Source organism: Candidatus Absconditicoccus praedator, assembly GCF_021057185.1.
In the GTDB taxonomy this organism is placed as follows: Bacteria; Patescibacteriota; Gracilibacteria; order Absconditabacterales; family Absconditicoccaceae; genus Absconditicoccus; species Absconditicoccus praedator.
Genome location: NZ_CP054059.1, coordinates 138,187 through 162,743, shown reverse-complemented (window position 1 = coordinate 162,743; position 24,557 = coordinate 138,187). Strand labels below are relative to the sequence as shown.

At 25.6% G+C, this 24,557-nt stretch carries 12 protein-coding genes, 1 pseudogene and 1 CRISPR repeat array; of the genes and pseudogenes, 2 read left to right on the top strand and 11 right to left on the bottom strand.

All coding sequences use genetic code 25. The features are described from left to right. Positions 1 to 51: 51 nt before the first annotated feature. From HLG78_RS00760 to HLG78_RS00730, 7 genes are all read right to left on the bottom strand, one after another. Positions 52 to 2,622, bottom strand: a complete 2,571-nt coding sequence (locus tag HLG78_RS00760) for a hypothetical protein (protein ID WP_231178468.1) — start codon at positions 2,620 to 2,622, stop codon at positions 52 to 54. A gap of 70 nt (positions 2,623 to 2,692) precedes the next feature. Next, the gene (locus tag HLG78_RS00755) at positions 2,693 to 4,855 is read right to left on the bottom strand and encodes a hypothetical protein (protein ID WP_231178466.1); all 2,163 of its coding nucleotides are present in this window, start codon (positions 4,853 to 4,855) and stop codon (positions 2,693 to 2,695) included. Positions 4,856 to 4,920: 65 nt separating this feature from the next. Next, positions 4,921 to 6,456 carry a 7TM domain-containing protein gene (locus HLG78_RS00750; RefSeq protein WP_231178464.1) on the bottom strand — a complete coding sequence of 512 codons (1,536 nt, stop codon included), beginning with the start codon at positions 6,454 to 6,456 and terminating at the stop codon, positions 4,921 to 4,923. 147 nt (positions 6,457 to 6,603) lie between these two features. Further along, complete coding sequence (locus HLG78_RS00745; RefSeq protein WP_231178461.1) at positions 6,604 to 7,779, bottom strand: hypothetical protein; 1,176 nt, start codon at positions 7,777 to 7,779, stop codon at positions 6,604 to 6,606. 17 nt (positions 7,780 to 7,796) lie between these two features. Next, positions 7,797 to 8,138 (bottom strand): hypothetical protein, encoded by a 342-nt coding sequence (locus tag HLG78_RS00740; protein WP_231178459.1) that lies wholly within the window; start codon positions 8,136 to 8,138, stop codon positions 7,797 to 7,799. 22 nt (positions 8,139 to 8,160) lie between these two features. Next, on the bottom strand, positions 8,161 to 8,460 hold the full coding sequence (locus tag HLG78_RS00735) for a hypothetical protein (RefSeq protein WP_231178457.1): 300 nt from the start codon (positions 8,458 to 8,460) through the stop codon (positions 8,161 to 8,163). Beyond that, positions 8,429 to 9,217: an integrase core domain-containing protein gene (locus tag HLG78_RS00730; RefSeq protein WP_231176132.1), complete on the bottom strand. Its 789-nt coding sequence runs from the start codon at positions 9,215 to 9,217 to the stop codon at positions 8,429 to 8,431. Before HLG78_RS00730 ends, HLG78_RS00735 begins: the two co-directional genes overlap by 32 nt. Positions 9,218 to 9,637: 420 nt before the next feature. On the opposite strand from HLG78_RS00730, the gene HLG78_RS00725 reads away from it, so the two are divergent. Further along, a complete protein-coding gene (locus tag HLG78_RS00725; protein ID WP_231178453.1) occupies positions 9,638 to 9,853 on the top strand; it encodes a hypothetical protein in 216 nt (71 codons plus the stop codon). Between the two features lie 564 nt (positions 9,854 to 10,417). Beyond that, complete coding sequence (locus HLG78_RS00720; RefSeq protein WP_231178450.1) at positions 10,418 to 13,222, top strand: S8 family serine peptidase; 2,805 nt, start codon at positions 10,418 to 10,420, stop codon at positions 13,220 to 13,222. 112 nt (positions 13,223 to 13,334) lie between these two features. Further along, positions 13,335 to 15,869: direct repeats of the CRISPR family, unit length 36 nt; unit sequence ATCTACAATAGTAGAAATATCATATGAGTTATAAAT. A 247-nt stretch (positions 15,870 to 16,116) separates the two neighbouring features. Here the strand turns inward: HLG78_RS00720 and cas2 are convergent. From cas2 to cas12a, 4 genes and pseudogenes are all read right to left on the bottom strand, one after another. Further along, the gene (cas2, locus tag HLG78_RS00715) at positions 16,117 to 16,395 is read right to left on the bottom strand and encodes a CRISPR-associated endonuclease Cas2 (protein ID WP_231178448.1); all 279 of its coding nucleotides are present in this window, start codon (positions 16,393 to 16,395) and stop codon (positions 16,117 to 16,119) included. 11 nt (positions 16,396 to 16,406) lie between these two features. Further along, positions 16,407 to 17,186, bottom strand: a pseudogene (gene cas1, locus HLG78_RS00710) (type V CRISPR-associated endonuclease Cas1); the annotation flags it as partial. Between the two features lie 245 nt (positions 17,187 to 17,431). Then, entirely contained in the window at positions 17,432 to 20,875 is a 3,444-nt protein-coding gene (locus HLG78_RS00705; RefSeq protein WP_231178444.1) for a hypothetical protein, read from the bottom strand. Positions 20,876 to 20,902: 27 nt separating this feature from the next. After that, positions 20,903 to 24,526 carry a type V CRISPR-associated protein Cas12a/Cpf1 gene (cas12a, locus tag HLG78_RS00700; RefSeq protein WP_231178442.1) on the bottom strand — a complete coding sequence of 1,208 codons (3,624 nt, stop codon included), beginning with the start codon at positions 24,524 to 24,526 and terminating at the stop codon, positions 20,903 to 20,905. Positions 24,527 to 24,557 lie beyond the last annotated feature (31 nt).

Genomic DNA, 24,557 nt, shown 5'->3' with positions numbered 1-24,557 from the left:
AATAAATAACTTCTTGTTTGTATTGAAAATTTTTATTTTTTCAACTTTATTTTATTTTGAAAAAAGTGCTTTTATTCGTGCCAATCATGTTTTTTGAGTTGTAAGTTCTTCTTTTTTGGTGTTGTAGTATTCTTGTATATTAGACCAAGATCATTCTTGAATTTGCTTTACATCAAAATTTCATTCATGATCAATTAATCATATTTTTTCATTGAATTCGGTATTTACATTTCCAGCATAATTAAAATATTTTTTTAATCAATCTGTAGGATTTTTGATTATTCAACTAATAAGTTCTGTTATCACAGAATTTTTTCATGAAAAATTAGAATTTTCCTGTTGTAGTTGTGACATTTTTTCAATAAGATGTTTTCAAAGGATTTTTCATATCTTATCAAAATCATCATTTGTAAGATCTTTGTCTAAAGATACACCAAACCTTTCTTTGAACTCATCAGGAGTGCACTCCATATTATTCAATCAGAATCAATTTGTTGAAAAGTACTCCATAATAATATTTTTATTGGTATCTATTTTTCAAGTTCATTCTATATATTCTTTACTGTTAGGATTTTCTGAATCATAGAATGGATTTTTGGCTTTATTAGATGACTCATACTCTACTCTTTCTCAAGGTAGTTGAAAAGGACTATCAAATGAGCTTCTTATTGAAGAAGTTTTTCACTCATCGAAGCTGGTTTCAATATCAGTTATATCTTGATTATCTTTTCGTTGTTCATACTTTTCTGAATTTAGTCAACTTACAAAACTTCAGTAAAACTCTTCCTCATAATTTTCTTCTATAAAACTACTAACTTCATTTTGCCTTTCATCTAATTCATTTATAGTATTATCCAGCTCTTCTGAATTTTTCTGTAAAATTGAGTTCAAATTTTCATCATCTTGAATTTGATCAATCAAATTATTTATATTACTTTGTCTATTCTCAACTTCTTTTCATAATACTTCTATTTGATCATCATCAAGATACCATTTTAAACTATCTAATCAATCATACTCATCTGACCAAATAAATCCCCTTATTTCAGAGATTGTATTATCTCATAGATCTATCTTATCTGTTTGAGTTAAAATATTTGTAATAGCTACTTTTTCAGAATGAGAAGAAATTCACTCAAATCAATCATTTTCTATATAATATCTAATAATATAACTAAGGTCTTGTTCATTTCATTCAAGCAAATCTTCATTTTCTTGCAACAATTCATGAGTAGTATTATTTATTATTTCATGAGTTTCTTTAGTTTTTTCTAAATCAAAAAATAATTTTACAAATTTATCTATATCATCTCTTGCATCACCAAATGCAGGCATAATAATATTGTTAATCTCATTTTCACTAATATTATCACTGTCCCCTATTTTACCTTTCAGTGTATCAAAAAAAGTACCTAAAACATTATTTGATTCATTTTCATCTTCTTCATCAAACAATGCTTCGTCAAGAGATTCTCTAATTCACCTCCTCAGTTCTCTCTTAGAAGTCTCATCCAAACCATCAATATCATCAACAAAACTTTTTATTGATGAATCAATATTATCTTTCTGCCTTAAAACCTCTACCATATAAATATTATAGTTTTCTATTGACAATCCTAACACACTATTTAAAGATTCAATATCTGAATATTCTAAATCTACATTCTCATTTGTATTCATATAATATATCACCATACTTTCAAAATCTTGCCTATTTTCTGGTCTAATATAAGAATTTAAATCATTTTGTAAAATATTTTCTAACTCTTCATAACTTTGTGCTTTTTCCAGTTTGTAGATAAAATCTAAAAAAGGTTTTCATGAAGTCTTTAATAAGCTTTCAAAAGTATCTTCAAATGAAAAATTCTTAAACCTATCTGCTCAATATTCAAAACCTATTCAATTTGAATTTCATCAGTCAGGAATATTTGATATTCAAAAAACCTCACTTAATAATTTTTGTTTATTATTATAATCATTCACTCATTTACTACAAAGCTCATAAAACTTATAAATATCATTATATCAGTTTTTATTGAGAATCTTGCTTAACTCTTTTATTTCATTTTGATCAAATGTGATATTTTCTAATGCTTCTTCTATATCAAAGTCTAAGTCTATTTCTGAATCACTAAGGAAATTGGAAATTTGTTTTTTAACTATATCTTCTTTTCACATATCTTTCAACTCCTCCAAAAATCATTTATAATCACCAAAATGTTTATCTTCTAGGTATCTAGCAAAATTATTATCATTTTCATATCATATTAAAATATTTTTATTTTCATTAATTTTAGTTCATAATTCCGGGCTCCAATCTTCTTCTAATAAATTAAAAAATTCTTCCTGACTAAGTCTGGATAATAAAACAATCATCAAAACATATAAATCACCTTTTTTATCTTCATCTAAATCCTCAAAAGCATTTTCTACAAATTTTGTAAAATTATTAATTTGTTTTTCTGACAATTGTGAAAATTCAGTATTATCTGATATATATTCTATAAAACTTCCTTCAAGCCCATTTTTTTTCTCATCTCATATATTCTCATAAATGATTTCTTTGTTAGACAAAGACTCCACTTGAGGATTTTCAATTCTTTCGCCAGACTCATTGACCATTTTTTTATTTTTATTTTTAAACTAATATTATTATATTTAAATATTTTGCTTTGTCAAACTATTAATAAATTTATTTATTCTTATAAAAATTTTCTATACTTCCTTCAAAAGTTGGTATATCAGAAAGATCCAATATATTTTCCACTCTATCTATTAGTCATAATTCATACAAGATATGGGTATTTTCTCTACAATACTCAAAAAATTTATTTAATCATTCATATGGACTCTTTATTATTTCTTTTTTGATATTTTGAAGATTTTTATTACTTGTTTCATATTCTCATTCTATTTTTTCATAAATAATCCTTCATAAATATTTAATAAAAGTCTGTATATCATCTTCTGATAACTCATTATAAATTCTAACTCATAATTTATCAAAAAAATCATCAACATTTCAATTAATTCAGTCAATATTTTCAAATCCAAAATCCTTAAGATGCTCCAAAAGTAAGTTTTTATTTAAATCCACAAGAGAATATCACTCAACTTCTATTTCTTTTTCTCACTCCTTTGATGAAAATGTTGCTGTATTTCAGTTGTATGAAAATGATCATACAGTTGCTGTTTCATTATTTACTGGTCAATTATTATTGGTTGATTGAGAAGTAGTTTTATTTTGATTGGTATTTTTATTAGTTTCATTTGAATCGGATTTTTCAGACATGTTTTTATGAATATTTGTAGCAGAATATCATTGATTATAATATTCTTGAACCTCTTTTACAAATTCATCATCTTCAAGATTTTCATACACTTTTTCGTAATTTTCTTGACGATTTTCAATTCTTTCTTGAGTTTCTTCTAATTCTTCTTGTGTTTCTTGTAGCTCTTGCATTTCCTCTTCTAACTGCTCAAGTTCATCACTCTCATCAGATCAATTCTTTTCTTGCAAGATATGATTTTCATAATTATCATGATAAGACAAAAGTTTTCTATTAATTTCTTGATTTGTATTGTCAGCCTGTCTTTGAGAGTCTGCAACAATATTTCAAAAAGATTTAACATTCCTTCCAAAAACCAAGTTTTCAGACTCATCCATAAAATCATTTAACTTATTAGGTGGTAAATTATCATCGAAAGCTCTCATAAGTCATTCCGCCACCAAAACAGAAATTTTATCTGGATCATCTTCTTTTTCTATATTTTGAAAAATTTGTCAGATATCACTTCTTAATCATTCATTTTCAAGTATCAATGAATGAAATTCCTCATTCTTATCTTCAATCTTTTCCAAAAAAATATCCATACCATCAACTCTTTGCTGTTCAAGATATGATATTTTTTCTCTAATTTCTTCTATAGATTTTTTGGAAGTAGCATTTTCTACAAGTTTTTGTCATCTTTGAGGGTCTTGAATATCTCTACCCAAAACATCCACACCTACTGGAGATTTAGATACTTCAATAGTGTCATCTATTACAGACTCTTCAAAATCACCAAAATTTTCTACAAACTTCAATAACTCATGGATTAACTGCTCCATTCAGTTGTTTCTTAGTGTATCTAATGCATTTGGTAAAGAGTCTTGTTTTTTATCAATTGTATTTTTCCATATTTCTCATAGTCTTGCAATATTTTCTCTTCACATAATATTGTACAAATTCAAAACAGTCTTTTCAGAACTTTCTCAGTTTGCAATATACAATTTCATAAAATAGTCAGCAATTCATTTTGAGCTTATCTTAGTAACATCAAACTCTCTCAACTCATTTTCAAAATCCTCTCTTTTTACCAAAAAATTTCAATATTCACCATTTTGATATTTGGCATATTCTGGAATATTATCTTTGTTTTCTTCTCATCGATAACACCAGACATAATCAGGACTATTAATTTTATCTTTATTTTCTTGTTCCCATTCATAATTTTTCTGTCTTTCACTTAATCTTTGACTAAAATGTCTTCAAAAATTCATTACACCTTCTTCAAAACCATTCATATCAGAAAAACGAGAGTCATCTATATCATCTATTGTTTCTTGAAATTCTTCATTAGACAAATCGTCCCAAACATCCTCATTGTTTCATAAAGTATTATCAAGACTGCTCTCCAATGGCTGTATTTCTTCTCTAAGTTTCTCTAATTCCATCATTGTGCTTGTAATAACTTCTCTTTCTTCTATTGATTGCATTCTGTCAATATCTACCTCATTATCAACTGATTCACTACTTCTATCTATAGTTTCAATACTTTCATTCATTCATCAATATCTTTCTATGGTTTCCATCAAGAAAATAGTTAGAATTCTAAATTTATTCTATTATATACTAAAAATTAAATTTTGTCAAAAAATTACTCTTCTTCTCCACTATTTTTCATCAAAGGTCTAAAACGAAGATATTCCAACAATTGAAGTCAAGTAAATCTTCATACTAATATATTTAAAAGCAAAACGAAAAATATAATATCAGGATATGAAAGCATAAAAAATTGAAATCAATGCCATGTCAAAACCCAATATACGACAAAAGAAACAATAATAAATTCAATAAAAGACACTATCCATCATTTACTAAACAAAGAGAAATTTTCACTAAATACTTTGTTGGCAACTATGATAAGAAAAATTAATGGAAAAATTATGAAACTATTTGTAAATATTGAATAATCAACTATATTAAAAGCAAAAAATCTATCAGCCCAAAATACGAAAAATCATATCACAAAATATATTATCATCAATAGAGAAATTTTTGCACTATGTAGCAAATATACTCTTCTTGTAAAAAGATTGATTATAATAGATGACAAAAATGATATAAACAATAATACAAATGTTAGTTGAATTCATAATACAACCATACTTACAGCAAACAAAATTGGATTATAAACTCCAAACACAGAAAATCAGATAACCTGCCTAAATATACTTACTATCAAAACTCATACAGAAATAGTAAGCATCAAGCCAATTAGATTTATAGGAAACTCATTATAAACCAAGTAATCAACCACATAAGAAAGAAAGTATTGTTTTTGGACATCTTCAAAATCAATAGAAAACAACTCTACATAGTCTTTATCTTTTGTTACCTTTTTTGTGTCTGCAAGATCACTAAAAAGTTTTATCAAATCATTTTGTGATACCACATTTATGCTTGTTATTCAAATTTTATTTATATACTGAGCAATTGTTCTTTTTAAAAAATTGAAACCAGTTCATGTTACAAGATATATATCTTTATCAGCAAAATTTATGTTATATAAATCTCAAAACCTTCACATAAAATCAAATATAGTTGGAAAATTAGAAGTGTTTATAATTATTCTTTCTGCATCTATAAAGTTAGAAATATCATCAGAGAATAATTGAAAAAAATCATCTTCTACTAAAAATGTTTTTTGTGGCAAAACTACCTTTTTCAAAAAAATATTATTATCAGCAAATCTTTGAGTACCAATATAATCAAATGTACCCTCTTGATCAGTAATATACAAATATATTTGCTCATAAACATTTATGGTTTCCCATACTTCATACTCACATCAATCTTCATCTACAAAATGTCAAAATATTTGATATTCTCAAGCTTCTTCAAAATTATATGCAAAATTTGTTCATTGATAATTAAAAAGCTCTTCTGATCAGCTATAAACATAAAAATTTGATTCTTCTGGCACAAAAAAACCAATATCACCAGCAGTCACCTCGTAATTTCAGGGATTTCAAAGCTTCAAATCAAAATTTCATTCTATTTTATATTTATCTTCTACACATTCTTGTATATCTTCATTATTGTTTCAATCATTGTTTACAGAATTATTTTCTAAGTATCAAAATCAAAATCAAAAAATGAGGATTACCCAGAAAAATAAAAATTTCTTCATATTCAAAATTTGATAAGTAAATTAGTAATTAATTTAAGGATAAAACAAAAAAAATCAACTATTTATAATCATAATCTTGTTTGCTATTACATATTTTTCACAAAACAATATATATCTTTATTACTAAAAAATATTAAAATTTAATAATTAACTTTCCTGTTGATCTTTTATGGTTTGTTTTGCCCTGTCAACCATTCTAGAAAATAACTGATCTATTCAGGCTTTATTATGATCAATATTTGCCAAAGATTCTAAAACTTCATAATTCAAAGACTCTACCAATTTATCTGTTAACTCTTCTTTTTGTTCTTCAGGTGCATCGTCAAAAGATTCTTTCAAGCTTTCATATGTGCTTTTTCCTAAAACTCATTCTTCCTGTTTGTTAATTGTTTGTCAAATTTCTTTTAAAAAGTTTTGTATTTTTATTACTCAATTTTCTGATAAACTATCATTAAGATACTGTATAGATTTTAACTGCTCTAAATCATGATTTTCTAGTTCATCTTCAAAAAGATTGTATAATATTTCTGGTCATACAAGTCAATTTTTTTCTGAATCAGAATTTATTTTTTCTTCCTCTTTAAGTGATGATTGATAAATAGACAATACTTGAATAGTTTCTTCTCAAAAATCATGCTCTTTTATTGGTTCAACATCATTATTATCACTATTAACCTCTAACCATGCATTTAGATTATCTTTAACTTTTTCAAAAGTTAGCTCCTTTTCGGTAAAAGTATCTAAAATACTTAACCAATGATTAAATTCCTCTGAAATTTCTTCTTCATTGGATTCAGTTGATTCAACATTTTTAGAAGAACTAAATTTATCCACAACTACAGAAAATGTAGCTGATATTTTTCATAATACTCAATCAGCTGAATCATTATTCCATATATAATCTATTTTTTCAAAAAAAGATTTATTTTCCAAATCTGAGTCTTCTTGATCTATATTATCATTTACTTCATCTTCATCGTTATTTCATTCTCTATCTTCAGTTCATTCTTCATCCGAGTCAAAGTCATCTTCTGACCTGTCTCAAAGTACTTGCTCTTCAACTCATACTTCTCTAGCAATATTTATAACAGAATCAATTTGAGATTGTTCCGCATTATTTGATTCAAGCTGGTTAAAAACATCTCTTAATTGTGAAACAAATTCTTCGATATTTACATGATCAGATTGTTCTATAGACATACTTAAATCTACATCTGTATCATCTTCTTCCATAGATTCTTTTACCAAATTTAATGCTTCATACTCTGATTCATCTATAGGCAAGTTTTCAATTTGTTCATGATAAGTTTCAAGTCCAGTCATTATTTATTTTTTAAAAATTAAATTTTATCCAATAAGTTATCTGCTTCTATTGATTCCTTTTCTTTTTCTTTTGATTCTTGTTCTTGTAATCTTCTAAGTTTGGTTTTTAGTCTATCAAGATTATTTTTTGATTTTTCAATTTGTGACTTTTCAAATGAATACATTATATTTGCTATTATATAAAAAATAGTATCCAAAAATCATTCATTAATTATATTTAAATTTTTAATCAAACCTTGAATATCATCAAAAACACTTTCTTTCCCAGCAAGAATATCTAGCATACCTAATAACTTTTTTCTTTTCCCTTCATAATCAAGTTTTTTAAAGCTTTTTATATATTCTTCATAATTTATCATACTTTTTTATTTCAAGTTAAAACTAAGCAGTTCTATCAAATTCTCATTCACCTGGTAAATCTCTACTACTCTTAATACTAATTTTTCGAACATTTTCCTTAAAAGTTTCAAAATCTTGTACATTATTAGCTTCACCATTTCTTTTTTCTGTAATTTCAAGTTTATCTAGTCTAATTTTTATTTCATCTCAATTAGGGTATTCGAAATCATAAAAGTCACGGCTTCTTGAATATTCAACTCACTCAGTATTACTAAGCATATGTGTAAGAAAAGGTAGCGTTGTTAAAAAATTATCAGTAATAGAACTTTTCAATAACTTCATAAGGAGTTTTATTATCTAGTCATTTATGTGGCTTTACAGTGTTATATCGATTTACAAATCTTTTTAAAGACATTTTTCTATGTTCTGATGACTTAAAAACTTCCTTACTGTGCCACATATCGATTAATGTTCTTATAACCCTCTCTGCTTTTCAATTTGTTCTTGGTGTTCTAACTTTTGTAAATTTTTGCTTTATTCAGCTTTTTACACACTCTTTAACAAATTCATGTTTATCATTTCATTTGTACTCAACTCAATTATCTGAGTACACACACTCAATAGTGTAAGGACATTCATCTATTACCTGTCTAAGAAACATAGACGAAGATACTTGTGTCTTATCTTGCATTATAGCTACATAAAGTTCTCTAGAATAGTCGTCTATTCATACAAATAAGTATTCAGACTTTTTGTTTGCTGCTCATCTTATAAGAGGTAGTTTTTTTGTGTCAAAATGCATCATTTCTCAAGGGTAGTTTTTATTGTATCTTCTAGCTTCTTTGTTTTTCTTTTCTATTATCTTAGATTCTATTTTAGCTAATCTAAGTAATCATCGCCTAATGTTTCTAAATCTATTATTGATAGAATTTCTTGGTAAAAACTCTTGAGTTCTTGCTCTCTTTATTATCTTGTATATGGTAGGCAATGATACATTGAACTTAATATGTAAATCCTTAGGCTTCATTCATCTTTTATAGTATTCCCAGACCTCTTTTCTCTGGAGTGGTGTTAGTCTTGTATTTTTATGTATATTCATTACATAGTTTGTTATCAAATAAATAGTATTTTGTATACACATTATTTTTAACAACGCTATATAATCTTACATATTACTGTTCACAAATATAATTATAAATTTGATTTTTAATCTAAGCTTGACTTTTCAGACATTAAAATTATAAATATCAACCTACATACGGCCAACAAGCAAAGGAGCTATTAAATGTTGAATAATACATTGGCACAAATATGGAACAAGATTCCAGAAAAAAACTACCTATCTGAGCTTTTTCAATCAGGATTCAGATGGGCAGAGACCTTTTTTTGGATTTTTATAGCAGTTTGGGTTGTCCTTAATACTAAAAGTATGGTATTAGGCGACCTTCCTGTAAAAGAATATAATGACTTCTTAGCTTATCAACTATTCTGGACGATAATAGGCTTCGAAGTTATCAAAATGGCCTATTTTCGCTTAATAGGCAAAACCACGCTTCTTTTCTTGTATCATTTTGTTGTGCTTGTTGTGCTATCATTTTGTAGACAAATAGTACTCAAGCATGATCTTGATATATATCATGTAATTGGGCTTTTGCTAAGTGTTATAGTTGTAATTATACTTCGTGAGGTATCCCACGAAAAAACACTTTTCCCAAGAATCTTTGGGGAAAATTAGAATAGCAAACAGTCTCCCCAAAAAAGGGTGAAAAGCATTTCTTTCACCCTTTTTAAATTATTCTTATAAAACTTAATTCAAAAAAGATTGAGTTTGTCTTTGGATATAAAAAATCCAATTATTAAATTGAAAGAATAGAATATAATGGCAATCTATACCTATTTATAACAGCCACTACTATAATTATTTTTGGATAACTAGCATCAATATAGCCAAGAATAATCTATAAAAAATATGAGATATGGTTTTTTTGAAAAGTTCAGTGCATCTATTTGATAGTAGCATAGTGGATTTTCTCTAATACTCCAAACCTTAATTAGATGTTACAAATTTTCTCAATTATTACTTTACAATTTTAAGAGTTTTGATTGTCTTATTTTCAACTGAACAAGAGAAACAAATAATATTTCATCACCACAAACCTAGAACGATAGATTAATTCTTTACCGTTTTTTTATTTTGTCCCAAATCAACAAATATTTGAATAATATCAATAAAAAATATTGAAATTCTAATATTTGTAAATATAATAAAAATACTTTTATATACTAAATATAAACAAAAATGAAAAAACAAAGCAATCCTTTGGTCAAACTAACCTGTATATCTGCAATATCATTACTAATATTTAGTAGTAGTTTTAGTCTTGCTTTTAGATGAATTCCATGAATATGAGAAAATTCTAAATGATGAGCAAACCCACCAGATATTTGATATCAAATATGAAACCCTTGAAATTCTGATAGAGATAGTTGAAACTCAGGTAATGATGATATTGAAATTAATAGAGATTATGTAGAATGAGAAGTTTTAGTGAAAAATAATTGAGGCGGAATATCTAGAGCATTAGAAGTTCTTGAAAGCAAAGATCTAGATGTAAGATGAATAGAGAATGCAAAAAACATCTTGAAAGCTAAATCAGAAAAACATACAACCAAAGAACTTATATCAAAATTTAAGGATAATAATGATATAAGTCAGGTTCAACCCAATTTTAAATATGAAAAATTAGATTTTGAACCATATCAACCTAATGATGAACACATAGATGAACTATGGTGACATGAAGCTATCAACTGGCAAGAAGCTATGAACATATATTCTTGAGATACTACTTCTTGAGGTAAGTCATTGGTTTCTGTAGTAGATAGCTGAATATATTCTGAACACGAAGATCTCAAAAATCAACTATGGGATGGTTCTGATTGTGTAGATGAAGATTCTCAAGAAATAAGTGGATGATGCAAACATTGATATGATTATGTGAATGAAAACAACAATCCTGAAGATGACAGTTGACATTGAAGTCATGTTGCTTGAATAATATGAGCAGAAATGGATAACGAAGTTTGAATTGCATGAATCAATCCAAATTCTGAATTAATGGCTGTAAAAGCTTTGGATGAAAGATGATCAGCTTCAACAACCGAAGACATAATAGATGCAATAAGTTTCTCAAAAAACAATTGAGCAAAAATAATCAACATGAGTCTATGAGCTGGACCATACGATAAAGATAGTTGTAATGAAGAAATGCTTGATATGTTCTTTTATGATAAAATTGAAAATTTTAAGGAAGAATGATGAATTGTGGTTGCTGCAGCTTGAAATGTAGAAGCAAATCTGAATGAAGAGTTGTTCTTTCCTGCATCATATTCAGCAGATTTTAGTTGTGGAGGAGAAAAAATCGAATGATTAGATAATGTTATCACAGTAGCTGCAATAGACTCAGATGAGAGTTTTGCTTGGTTCTCTAACTATTGAGACAAGTTTGTAAATTTGGCTGCTCCTTGAGTTGGTATAAAATCTACAGTATTAGACAATGAATATTCAAATAAACAATGAACTTCTATGGCAGCTCCATATGTAGCATGAGCATTATCACTATTGTGGTCTTATGATCCAGAACTTACATATTTGGAAGTTAAAGACATATTATTAGAAAATTGAAGAAATCTTGATTCTCTTGCATCAAAAACTACTTCGGGAAAAATACCTGATTTATATGAAAGTTTAATGGCCATTAAAGATAAAGATGAGGACGAGGATGATGAAGACAAAACTTATACTTTAGAAGTTAATACAGAAAACAAAGATTGAGAACAACTAGATTCAATTTTGAGTATTTGAGACAAACAAAAAGAATGATATAATGCAACATTTGAGCTTGAAGAATGAGACTACGAACTTACAGCTTCAAAAGACTGATATAAAGACAAATCTAGAACAATTGAACTAACAGAAGATAAGTCCACTACTCTAGTTTTGGATGAAGAAACATTTGACCTAGAAATTAATGTTGAAAATAAAAATTGAGATTCTCTAGAAGCAGAACTAAATCTTAACTGAAACACTAAAGATTGATCCAATGTAACATATCAAAACTTAGTAACTTCAGTATTAAAATGAGACTATGAACTTACAGCTTCAAAAGACTGATATAAAGACAAATCTAGAACAATTGAACTAACAGAAGACAAATCCATTACTATAGTTTTAGAGAAAAAAGAAGATGATGAAGACAAAATTTACACTTTAGAAGTTAATACAGAAAACAAAGATTGAGAACAACTAGATTCAATTTTGAGTGTTTGAGACAAACAAAAAGAATGATATAATGCAACATTTGAGCTTGAAGAATGAGACTACGAACTTACAGCTTCAAAAGATTGATATGAAAGTAAATCTAGATCAATTGAGCTAACAGAAGATAAATCTGTTACTCTAGTTTTGGAGAAAAAGGAAGAAGATGATGACAAAGATGAACAAGATTATATAGTTGTTGATAATAGACAACAACTGGAAAATGCTATTAAATGAGGTAAAGTCGTTGATAAAGACTGAGAAAAATATGATTTTGCTTGAGCTTGAGAGCCTAATGAAAATCAATATACACTAGATGATCTACAATTGTGATCCAACATAGAAGATTTAAGCGGTTTATTTCAAGACATCAAAAACTTTAATAACTCAAATAATAGAAACTCAAATGGAAGATGAAACTGAAGATGAAACTGAAGATGAAACTGAAGATGAAACGCACCAGGAAACAATTCTTCTGATGAAAATGAGGTTGATTTCTGGGATACAAATAACATTACTCACTGGGATGTAAGCAATGTTACAGACATGAGTAAAATGTTTTGGAATGCAAGTTCTTTTAATCAAGATATAAGTGAATGGAATGTTGATTCTGTAGAAGATATGAAATTTATGTTTAGAAGTGCTGAAAAATTTGAGCAAGATATTAGTAGTTGGTGTGTTGAAAATATAAATTGAAGAAATCAAGTAGTTCACTTTGATAGATGAGCTGGATTCCAATGAAATGATGACAAACAACCAAATTGGTGAGAAGCTTGTGAACAATAATTTGAGTTTACAATTACAAAAAAAGGGAGCCTACTATGGCTTCCTTTTTTTTGTTTTAATTAGAAATATCATATGAGTTATAAATATGGAAAATATGGACAAGCAAGCTGAAATCTACAATAGTAGAAATATCATATGAGTTATAAATTTGTAAAGATTTAGAAGACAGTGTGAATCTACAATAGTAGAAATATCATATGAGTTATAAATAGATTATGTATCTAGTTTATATCCTAATAATCTACAATAGTAGAAATATCATATGAGTTATAAATCTAATAAAATAAAAATGGTATTCAAAACATCTACAATAGTAGAAATATCATATGAGTTATAAATAATCCAGTATCAGAATTCTCATGAAAATATCTACAATAGTAGAAATATCATATGAGTTATAAATATCTAAAGACAGAAAAGAAATCAGATTATCTACAATAGTAGAAATATCATATGAGTTATAAATAAATGCAAATCACTAACTCACTCAATTATCTACAATAGTAGAAATATCATATGAGTTATAAATGAATATAAAAAGAACGATAATATAGCATCTACAATAGTAGAAATATCATATGAGTTATAAATAAATTCAGTAACATTCAGCCCCTTTGATCTACAATAGTAGAAATATCATATGAGTTATAAATCAGCTGATAATATTCAACTTCCTAATAATATCTACAATAGTAGAAATATCATATGAGTTATAAATAAACGAAAGAGAAAAAGCAAGAAGGAATCTACAATAGTAGAAATATCATATGAGTTATAAATGTATATTCAGTAACATTCAGTCCTGATATCTACAATAGTAGAAATATCATATGAGTTATAAATTTTAATAATATAAATCAGGTTCTTGCACCTATCTACAATAGTAGAAATATCATATGAGTTATAAATACGGTCCCCAGCTTCTGTTAGTGTTTCTTCATCTACAATAGTAGAAATATCATATGAGTTATAAATTGGTTTTTTTTGCGTCATCAGATATCGGCCAATCTACAATAGTAGAAATATCATATGAGTTATAAATGTTACAATTCAAAGCAATTCAATAAATATCTACAATAGTAGAAATATCATATGAGTTATAAATTCTTTTGTTGACTGAACGACTACAATTATCTACAATAGTAGAAATATCATATGAGTTATAAATTATAGCAAAACTATATCAAGACAAAAAATCTACAATAGTAGAAATATCATATGAGTTATAAATTGAATTTCTTGATATCAAAAACTATATATCTACAATAGTAGAAATATCATATGAGTTATAAATATACATGAAGTTTTGAGGTGTATGATAGTATCTACAATAGTAGAAATATCATATGAGTTATAAATTTTCAATTAAATACAAAATTAAACTGATCTACAATAGTAGAAATATCATATGAGTTATAAATTTTATTATCTTTGAAGTATCAATGTTCCGCAAATCTACAATAGTAGAAATATCATATGAGTTATAAATTATTATGACAATGAAGTCAATGAAGTATCTACAATAGTAGAAATATCATATGAGTTATAAATTCTGAACTACTTAAATACTGTAAAGAATCTACAATAGTAGAAATATCATATGAGTTATAAATTTGATGATTTAAATGGAAGTATGCAAATATCTACAATAGTAGAAATATCATATGAGTTATAAATTTATGCATGAATAGATACATCAAGTTATCTACAATAGTAGAAATATCATATGAGTTATAAATAATAGTCAACAAAAAATCGGAACCCCAATCTACAATAGTAGAAATATCATATGAGTTATAAATTTCTTGTCTCGTAGGTGCACCACCACCATCTACAATAGTAGAAATATCATATGAGTTATAAATAATAAGTATAAGCTCCTTACTTAGCCCATCTACAATAGTAGAAATATCATATGAGTTATAAATATTCAGTTTGATATTCACCTGACTGACAAATCTACAATAGTAGAAATATCATATGAGTTATAAATATGAAAACAAAAACGAAGAATTAGAAAAAATCTACAATAGTAGAAATATCATATGAGTTATAAATTCTTATATTAGAGCTGATGAAAAAAGAGTTATCTACAATAGTAGAAATATCATATGAGTTATAAATGATGCCATTAACATTTAGGATCACGGCAACAATCTACAATAGTAGAAATATCATATGAGTTATAAATTTAGGCTAAACAACCAAAACTGAGATAGGTATCTACAATAGTAGAAATATCATATGAGTTATAAATTTATAGATAAATTGCTTTTATATCTTTAATCTACAATAGTAGAAATATCATATGAGTTATAAATAACCTCTAGAAGAATGGCAATCTTATTGAGCATCTACAATAGTAGAAATATCATATGAGTTATAAATTAAAATTAGAGTCAGAGTCCATCACAACATCTACAATAGTAGAAATATCATATGAGTTATAAATATATTACAAGAAGATTTTAAAGATAGAAAAACAATCTACAATAGTAGAAATATCATATGAGTTATAAATGTTGAATATGGAATATTGAAAGAGCAATCTACAATAGTAGAAATATCATATGAGTTATAAATTTTGCTTGGATACACTGAAAACCTATGCATCTACAATAGTAGAAATATCATATGAGTTATAAATAGCACTTTTGGCTTATTTACTGGAGTTTGGAAGCATACAGATCTATGTCCGAGCTTCCAAAACCCAGTTGGACCGCCAATCCATTTTTATAAAGACTATAGCTTTGCAATTTTTCTTTGCAAACCCAAGTCTTAACTATAATTTCTTATTTATTACAACCCACATTGTTATTTCTATCACCATAGAGTATGATTTTCTAATAATGTAGTTTATCAAAATAACTGTTAAAGATCAACTATGTATGAATTTACATAAACAGCAAATCACTTTCTTCATTTACTGCATAGCCATATCTGACTACTTTTTTGACACATCATTCACACATACTAAATATAATAATACTATCAGTATTTTCAAATGATTTTGCAAAAATTTTATCAACTTCAGCTAATATCAATCACAAAACCCTTTCACTATTTTTGATTTCAAAAACTGAATATTGCAATCTCCTACCATATTTTTTCAAAAATTTTGAAAACTTAGTCCTAACCTTATCATTACTTATATCATAAGAAACTATCAACATTTTATTTGGTTTTAAATATAAAAATATTCCAATTCATTCAAATCATCTTTGACAAATGCTCTATAATAACTTTTACTAAATTTAAAAATTCACTCTTTATTTTCCAAAATCGGCTCTAGCAATAATTTGACATAATGATTTCTTTTATCCCAAGGAAGCCAATACTCCCCTTTTCCAAATTTAAAATCTTTTTCATTTATTTGATTTAGATTATTCATTTTTACAATTTGTTTGTCTATGATACATCTAAATGGCTCTACCAAATCACAAACCAATGATTTCCTTTGGAAAAACATCTGATGATAAAATCATTTATAAATATCAAAACCATACAAATTCAAATTGGATTCAAGGAAATTATACAAAAAAGTATATCATATATCCATCAGCAGATTTGCAGGATCTATTTTGGTCCTTGGCATTCTTTTGTACCAGTTCATATCTTGGAAATATATATCAAAAAAGATTTTGGAAACATTTCACTCATATCATCTCAAAGAGTCTTGATTTGTGACAGCATCTATTTTGGAAATTGTAGATTTGATTTTATTTATTCATTGTTTGGTTTTGGCATCTTTGTTTCTGATAGATTTTAACAAGATGAGTTGATTTTCGGCTTTATTTTTGACAATCAATTTGGAAATATCAAGTTCTTTATCAAAACTATATTGCTTTTGTCTCAGTAAAAAATTTCATTCCAGTTGATTTCATATCAAAAATTTGGGAGCAAGGCTATGATTGAGAAAATAAACACTTATTCCAAATTCTAATAATTTATTTACCAATTTGGTGGTAATAGTACAATCTCATATTACAAAAATAGAAAATATTTTGTAACAAGATGTTTGATTTTCCAGTTTTGGTTTTCCTTATTTTCGTGATTGTGTTTGCCTACAGTTTGAGCTTTTTGATGATAATTTTTGGTATTGTATTTGGCATACAGTTCATGAAAATAAATAGATCTAGGGCAAAAGATAAAGTCGTTGAGAGTAGAAATTTTGATATAGTTTTGCATTTTTATTTTTGGGTTGAAGATTTAATTATTTTGTACTTTAGATTTTATATATTCCATTCATTTTTTGGCAATATTATAAGTTGCAAGATCATCTCAATTCTTAAATACAATTCAATCATACACCTCTTCTTTTATTCATTTTTCAATTTTGAAGTCACATTCACCATCTTTATGAGACAATATTTCATTTCAATTATCTTTCTTTCTTGTTAATTTTTCATCACATTTAGGACAAAGTAATGAAGTTTTGTTATCATCAACAAATACTAAAATTCAATTTTGAGAATCTTTCAGATCCTTAGTTTTTGTTGCTTTCACCGGATAACAAAATTGATGGCTTTGTTTGCTTTCTTTATCATAAACAAATGATAATTTATTTATCAATGCTTGTACAAAAGTTGATTGATTTTGTGTTCACATATGCTTAGTAAAAACTTTTGAATTATCAACTCAATATGATAGTATATTATTTTCTAAAACTATTAAGTCAATTTCATTATTAATTATCTTTTTTGATATCCATCAAATAATAGCTGATGAATATCACTTTTTTAAATTATTTATCTGTGATAAGCTTGTTTTAAAGTTGTTCTTATACTTAAAGAATTCTGTATTTTCTAATTTTTTTTGATCTGATTCACTTATTCAATCAAAGGAAGATTTTATCTCTTTACAAAAATCATCTAATTTATTTCTATCTTCAAGCAATTCTTGAATTCAAAAAATATATTTATCAATCTCTTCTTTTAAGTTTCTTTGATCTGGATGTGTTTTATAAAATTCATATTTAAAATAATTAAATTTATTTTTTTCAAGAATTGTAAAAATATTATTTTTATTTTTTATGTCATAATCATTAACAATTGAATTTATAAAAGAAAATACTTTATCTATAGTATATTTAGAAACTTCAGGACAATTATTGTCAACCTCATCATTACTTACAATTTCTTTTATATTAGAGATAGCTTTGCTAGCAAATTCTTTAATTCATTCTTGTACCTGCCTTTCCCTTTTTTGATCTTGGATAATTTGGTGATATTTAGTAATATAGTTTCAAATCAATTCATCAAACTGCTTATCTTGAGGACTTTTTTCTTGTATTACATTTTGAAATTTATCAATTTTATCTTTGGATGTATTCAACTGAAAATTATCAAAATTTCATCAATCATCTAACAAATTTATACTATAACCTCCGCTATCCTCAAATTTGAATTCATATATTTTATAAGTTAGAAAACTACTTTCTCAATGATCCATGGACAATACTTTTAGTGATTTATTACTTTTTTTCTTGTCATTTATATGTTTACTAACTTTTTTATTAACTTCATCAAAATCATTATGATTTGTAGCATTTAATTTCATAAAAAAGTTAACATATTTTCTATTTCTTTTAAATCTTGTGACAAAGTTATTTATTTTATCTTTTTTGTCCCCATGCCTTTTTTGGTTTTTCTCTTTTTGCCAAAAACTCTCTATTTCATCTCATATATTAGCACTTGCATTTACTCATCTAATTTTATAATCAGCTCATATTCTAGAAAAATTATTATTATTTTTTATATCTTCAAAGAATGACTCAAAATAATAAGTTTGTAAGTCTTTTTTGGAATTTGGTAGTTTTTTATCATTCAAAGCTGTATCAGTTATTCCACAATTATTTTCATTAACAAAACTTTCATGATATGGCATATCTTTTGATTTTATTTGAAAAATATCTATTTCTCATTTTTTAGCAAGTGATAAAATAGCATCCAAATCAACATTTTTAGTCTCTATTCAATATCATACATCATCAAAATAATTTTTAAAATCTTCTAAAGTTTTATCTTCATTTTTAAAATTAGTAATATCTCATAAAAAAGCCAAATCTTTTTCCTCTGTTCATAGTACATATTTCTTATCTTTTATCTTTTCTAACAAATCAATAACTAAATTTAGATATTGTTTTTGTAAATTTTCTAAATCAAATTCTTTTTCTATCTCATCTAAATTAAAATAGTTTCTACAATATTCGTTTAAATTTTTATCATAAACAAATTTTCCTTTTTTATTAACTAATTCATCAATATTTTCTTTTCATATAAAATTAAGAAACTTATTAACATCATCATTTGTTTCTTTATTCTCAATAGAGTTTTTAATTGAGTCAGCTAATTCTTTTTTTCTTTTCTCATACTCATCAACAATTCATCTTTTTGTTTCAAATATTTTATTGTCTAACTCAATTATTTTTTTATTCAAATCTTCTATATTGCTTCAATCCGTAAACTTTACATCACTTTTTTCAGATAAAAACATTTTTTGAAATCCCCAAAAAGTCATACTATCAATGTAAATCAATTCAGAATCTCAATGTTTTAATGTTTCTATATAATTTAAAAAATCACTTAACTTTTCAAAATTCTTTTGACACAAAAAATAATAATTTTCTGACTGTACCAAAAAGCTATACTTCTCTATTCAAAAATTATCTATCAAATGAATTTTATAACCTAAAAGTTCAGAATTAATTTTATTAATATCTCTCATTTTTCTTTTTAAATCATTTATTCTATTTTTCTTTATTTCAATTTTATTATTCAATTTCTTATCATTTTGTATAGAGTCTATTTTGTTGGTTAACAAATAAATATGAGACAAATCATCTTCATTATTATCACAACTTTTAAGTATATTATTAAAAACTGTTTTATAATATTTTATTTTTTTATCTTCTGATTTATTTTCAAAAATATCATTTTCTAAAGTTTCATTTATTATTTTTTTTCACTCATTATTTATTATTTTTTTTTCTTTATTAAAATTACTTTTTACAATTTTATATTTTTTTTGAATTTCTTCTAATTTCCATCTATTTACTGTATATGGATTTAATGTAAATGTCTCAAAAAAGCTTTCTGAGTTAGGATTAAATTTATTTATCATTTGTAATTTTTCTTTACTTTCTTTAGTTAATTTATCCAAAAAATCATTATCATATGCAAGTTTTCAAATCAATTTCAATGAATAAAACAATTCAGATTTTTTTGAATAAGAAAAATCTTCTCAGGGTGTATAATCTCTACCTACAAATCATTTTGGTTTAAAATAATCTATATTTTTTCATGTAAAAGATTCCAAATTAGACTGATATTGACTTTTTTTAGATTGTGGCTTTGTATCATAAACTACTCAATTATATATAATTCTACAAATTTCATTTTTTAAAATTTGAAATGATTTTTCTATAATATCATTTAAAATATTATTATCCAATAAATTTTGAAATGATTTTCAATCTGTTTTTATTTCAATTTGTTTGATATTTTTTTCTAAATCTAGCAAATCATTTAGGAAATTTAGATCATCAAAAACTTCTAAATCAAACCTTTCCTCATTTCAATACATTGACAACAATTCAAACCTCACCGTCTTATTTACTTCATACAAATTTTGTAAATCTTTTATATTTGTCATTATATTTCATTTTAATAAATAAAAACTTTACCCTTGCACAAATCTATCCCAATCATCATCAGAAATATACAAATCAGGCTTTTCAGGATTTGCATCTATCCTATCCAAAATCATAATTCATTTCCTAGCAATATTGTATGCACCATTTGCATCAGCATTAAAAGCTTTTCATTGCAATCAATCCTTACTATGATAATCACAAGATGGACATATAATATAGTCTATATCATTTTTACTATCTGAATTTCTCAACTGCAAAAGCAAATTGAAATAAAAAGTCAAAGACTTATAAAACTTAGAATCTTTTCCCAAAATTTGCTGGTTTATATCTCTATCCAAATCTATATCTGCAAACAAATCTTTCAATCAAGCAGTAATATCAATTTCTTCTACTTCCATTTTTCTAGTATTAAATCTTAATCTATTGTTTGAACTATTGATAGAAAATTTAGTCTTGTTTGTTTTTTTCTTCTTGTCTGGCACAATTTCATAATCAAAGACAAATTTGTTTCCATCAAAACTAATAGCTACATTTTCAAAAAATTTCTTTTGTTTTTCTTTGGTAGCAGAATTTGAAATATAAACATTTTTTCTAAATCAACAACAAGGACAAGTAGTAGAAGTATAATTTGCTCTAATATAAAACATTATTCAAGATTGCTTATATTTTGCTATATCTTGATAATCATTAACTTTGGGTACCAACTGCCAAGCATTTAGATAACCACCTGCTTGATCAAGTTCTTTGTCTTTGTAAGTTAGATAATTTAATTTTTTTGCCAAAGCAAGCTCTAATTTTTGATACACCTGCTTTTCTATTTTTTGTCTTCATCTCTTGAATCATTGATTCAAATCTTCAAAAACTATAATAGCATTGTGTTTTATTATCAAATCAGCCAACTTGTTAACTACTTGAGAGATATAACCATTTTTTAGTTCTTTGATATTTTCTATTTCTCACCAACTAACCCTTGCATCTTTTCTTGATTTTTCTATAGCTTCCAATTTTTCCAAATAATCAACTCAATTTACTTTATTTAATGTATCTACTTCAATAATATTTCAATTTCTATCAATCACAGAATAATATGCCAAATGCTTTTCTCATCTATCTATTCAAATAATTTTGATATCCTTATTTTTATTTAGATATTCATTTATCATTTGATTGAATTGATATTTGTCTCATTTATTTGCATTCAATGTGGTGGAAATATGGAAAAGTATTTTATCTTGAGAATATCTTTTGTGTTGTATTACTTCTTTACCAGATTTATCAAGCACTTTATTCAAATCATCAGTTTTGTCTCTAAAAAACACTTCTGCACCACCAGAAAGTTTGATAGTTAAGTTTTCTAAATTTTTTGGATCAAATAAAAGTTTGAAATATTTGGTATGAATATTTTCTTTGCTTCAAGCTTTTTTACCAGGGGCAAAATCTTTGTTGTATATTTGGAAAAGGTATAATTCTCAAGATTGCACTTTTTCATCAATAAAGTTTGAATCGATTTTGCTAAAGTTTAGAGAATACATTTTTTCTTCAATGTCTTTATAAAATGTAGCTAAATCATCATATTCTTTTGACTTTATGGCAGATAAATCATACACATCACCATACAAAAACAATAATCCATTTTTGTAATAATTGATAAGTTTTTTTAATTTTTTGGGATCAAATTTTTCTCATTGTTCTTTGCTTGCTTGAAACTCATCAAATTCTTTTTTGATATTAGCAATTTCCTCATTATAACCAAATTTTTCAATGTATTTTGACAAATATTTATCTAATTCATTTCAAGAAAGAGAGTCTAATTTTTTCTGTAATGGGAAAAGCAATCTTGGTAGCTGTCTATAAACATTATTTAATTGTTTATAGTTCATCTTTTCATAAAACTCTCATCAACTGTAATCATAATTTACAAAAAGCTTATTATTTTTTAGTATTCATAAATAATAGTTTCAATCTTTTCTTAGAATTACTCAAAGTCTTTCTTTTTCTTTGTCTTTATCCCAACCAGTAAGGAATTGAGAATTATCAAAGTTTAATTTAAACTTATCAGTTTTTACTTTCTTTTTGGTCAAATAATTTCTTACCAAATTGTAATCCTTCCAAATCTCATAATCTGTATAATAATCATTTAATTCATTATAAAAATTATTATCAGTTTCTTTGTCTTCTACTTTTTTTCTATTTTTTTCCAATACAAAATATTTCATCATACTATAAACTGACAAAACTGCATCAAAGTAATTTTTAATAACTCATATATTTTCCTTATTTTTTTCAAAGCTTGATAAAATAGGATTCAAAGATTGTTCGTATTGGATTAATTCATCAATATTTTTGTTGAATTCATAGTAAAATACATTCAAAAAGTTTTGATACAAAGTTTTGTTTTCAAAAACAATATTTTCTTTTGTATAAATATGTTTGAATACATCTTCAAGCTTTTCATAGGGAATACTTTCCAAAACTTCTTTCAAATCTTCAAAACTCACAAAATCTGCAATTTCTCATTTACCAAAATATCATCTAATATAATCCCAAGCAGAAAAATATTTGCTTGATAAAGTATTTATAGCTTGCTTACTTAAATATATTTTATCTAATTCATAAGTTTTATTTTTGAAAATAAAAGATTCTATAAGCTTTTTGGCTTGATTTGATTTTTCTTTATTTCTTGAAATACTTTCTTTTATAAATTCAATCATTTCATTGTCATCTTCTAATTCTTCTATAAAAGATTGTTTAGCTTTTTCTGAAAGTATTTGTTTGTAAAGCAGTTTAAATTTAGGAAATTTTATGTCTTTCTTATTGGAATGAGTTTGTTTTTGTTTGAATAAATTTATTTTTTCATTTATTCACTGTATTTTTTCTCAATTTTCTAATGAATAACCTCACAAAATCTTATTGTAATTATCAATTCAATCTTGCAAAAGACAGTTATTATAAAAATCTAATTCAAAAACTGCTTGTTCATCTTGTGATAGTTCATTTTTTACAAATTCAGGAAAGTTATTTTTGAAATTTTGAAAGTCCTGTATATTTTTGATAAAAGTAATTAGATTTTCATCAATAGCTCTGGTAGCAATTGCACCTGCTCTACCATCATCAACATAAAAATTTTTTCTTGATTCATTAAAATTTACAAAATAAGTAAAGAAACTATCAAACTTAGCAAATAAATCTTTTTGTTCTGGATAGAATTCTCACATAAGTTTCAAGACTTCTTTTTCGTTTAATACTGCGATTCATCATTTTTTTAGAAAAGAATATTCTTGTTTCCACTTATTTCATTGAGCTTCAAAAAATTTCACAAGTTCTTTTCTCAGATCTTTGGATGCTTTTTCAAATTTTTTTTGTAATTGTTTATTTTTCTTATTTTCAGGAGATTTGTTTAATTCAATATAAGAATTATAAAAATCTTCTAACTGATTCAAATATACATCTTGCAAAGCTTGTTTTACAAATTCACGATGTAAATCATCAAAATAATCTTTTATTTTTGTATAGTTTTCTTGTACTTGTCTATCTTTTTGGATAATTCAATCTTTTTTTAGATTCTCTAGTGTATTTCAGATTGGTTTCAATTCAAATCTCAAGGTTTTAGATATTTCATAAAGTTTTGTATAGTCTTTGAAGTTTGTCATTTTTATTTCGTTTTAATTATAAAAAAAACAA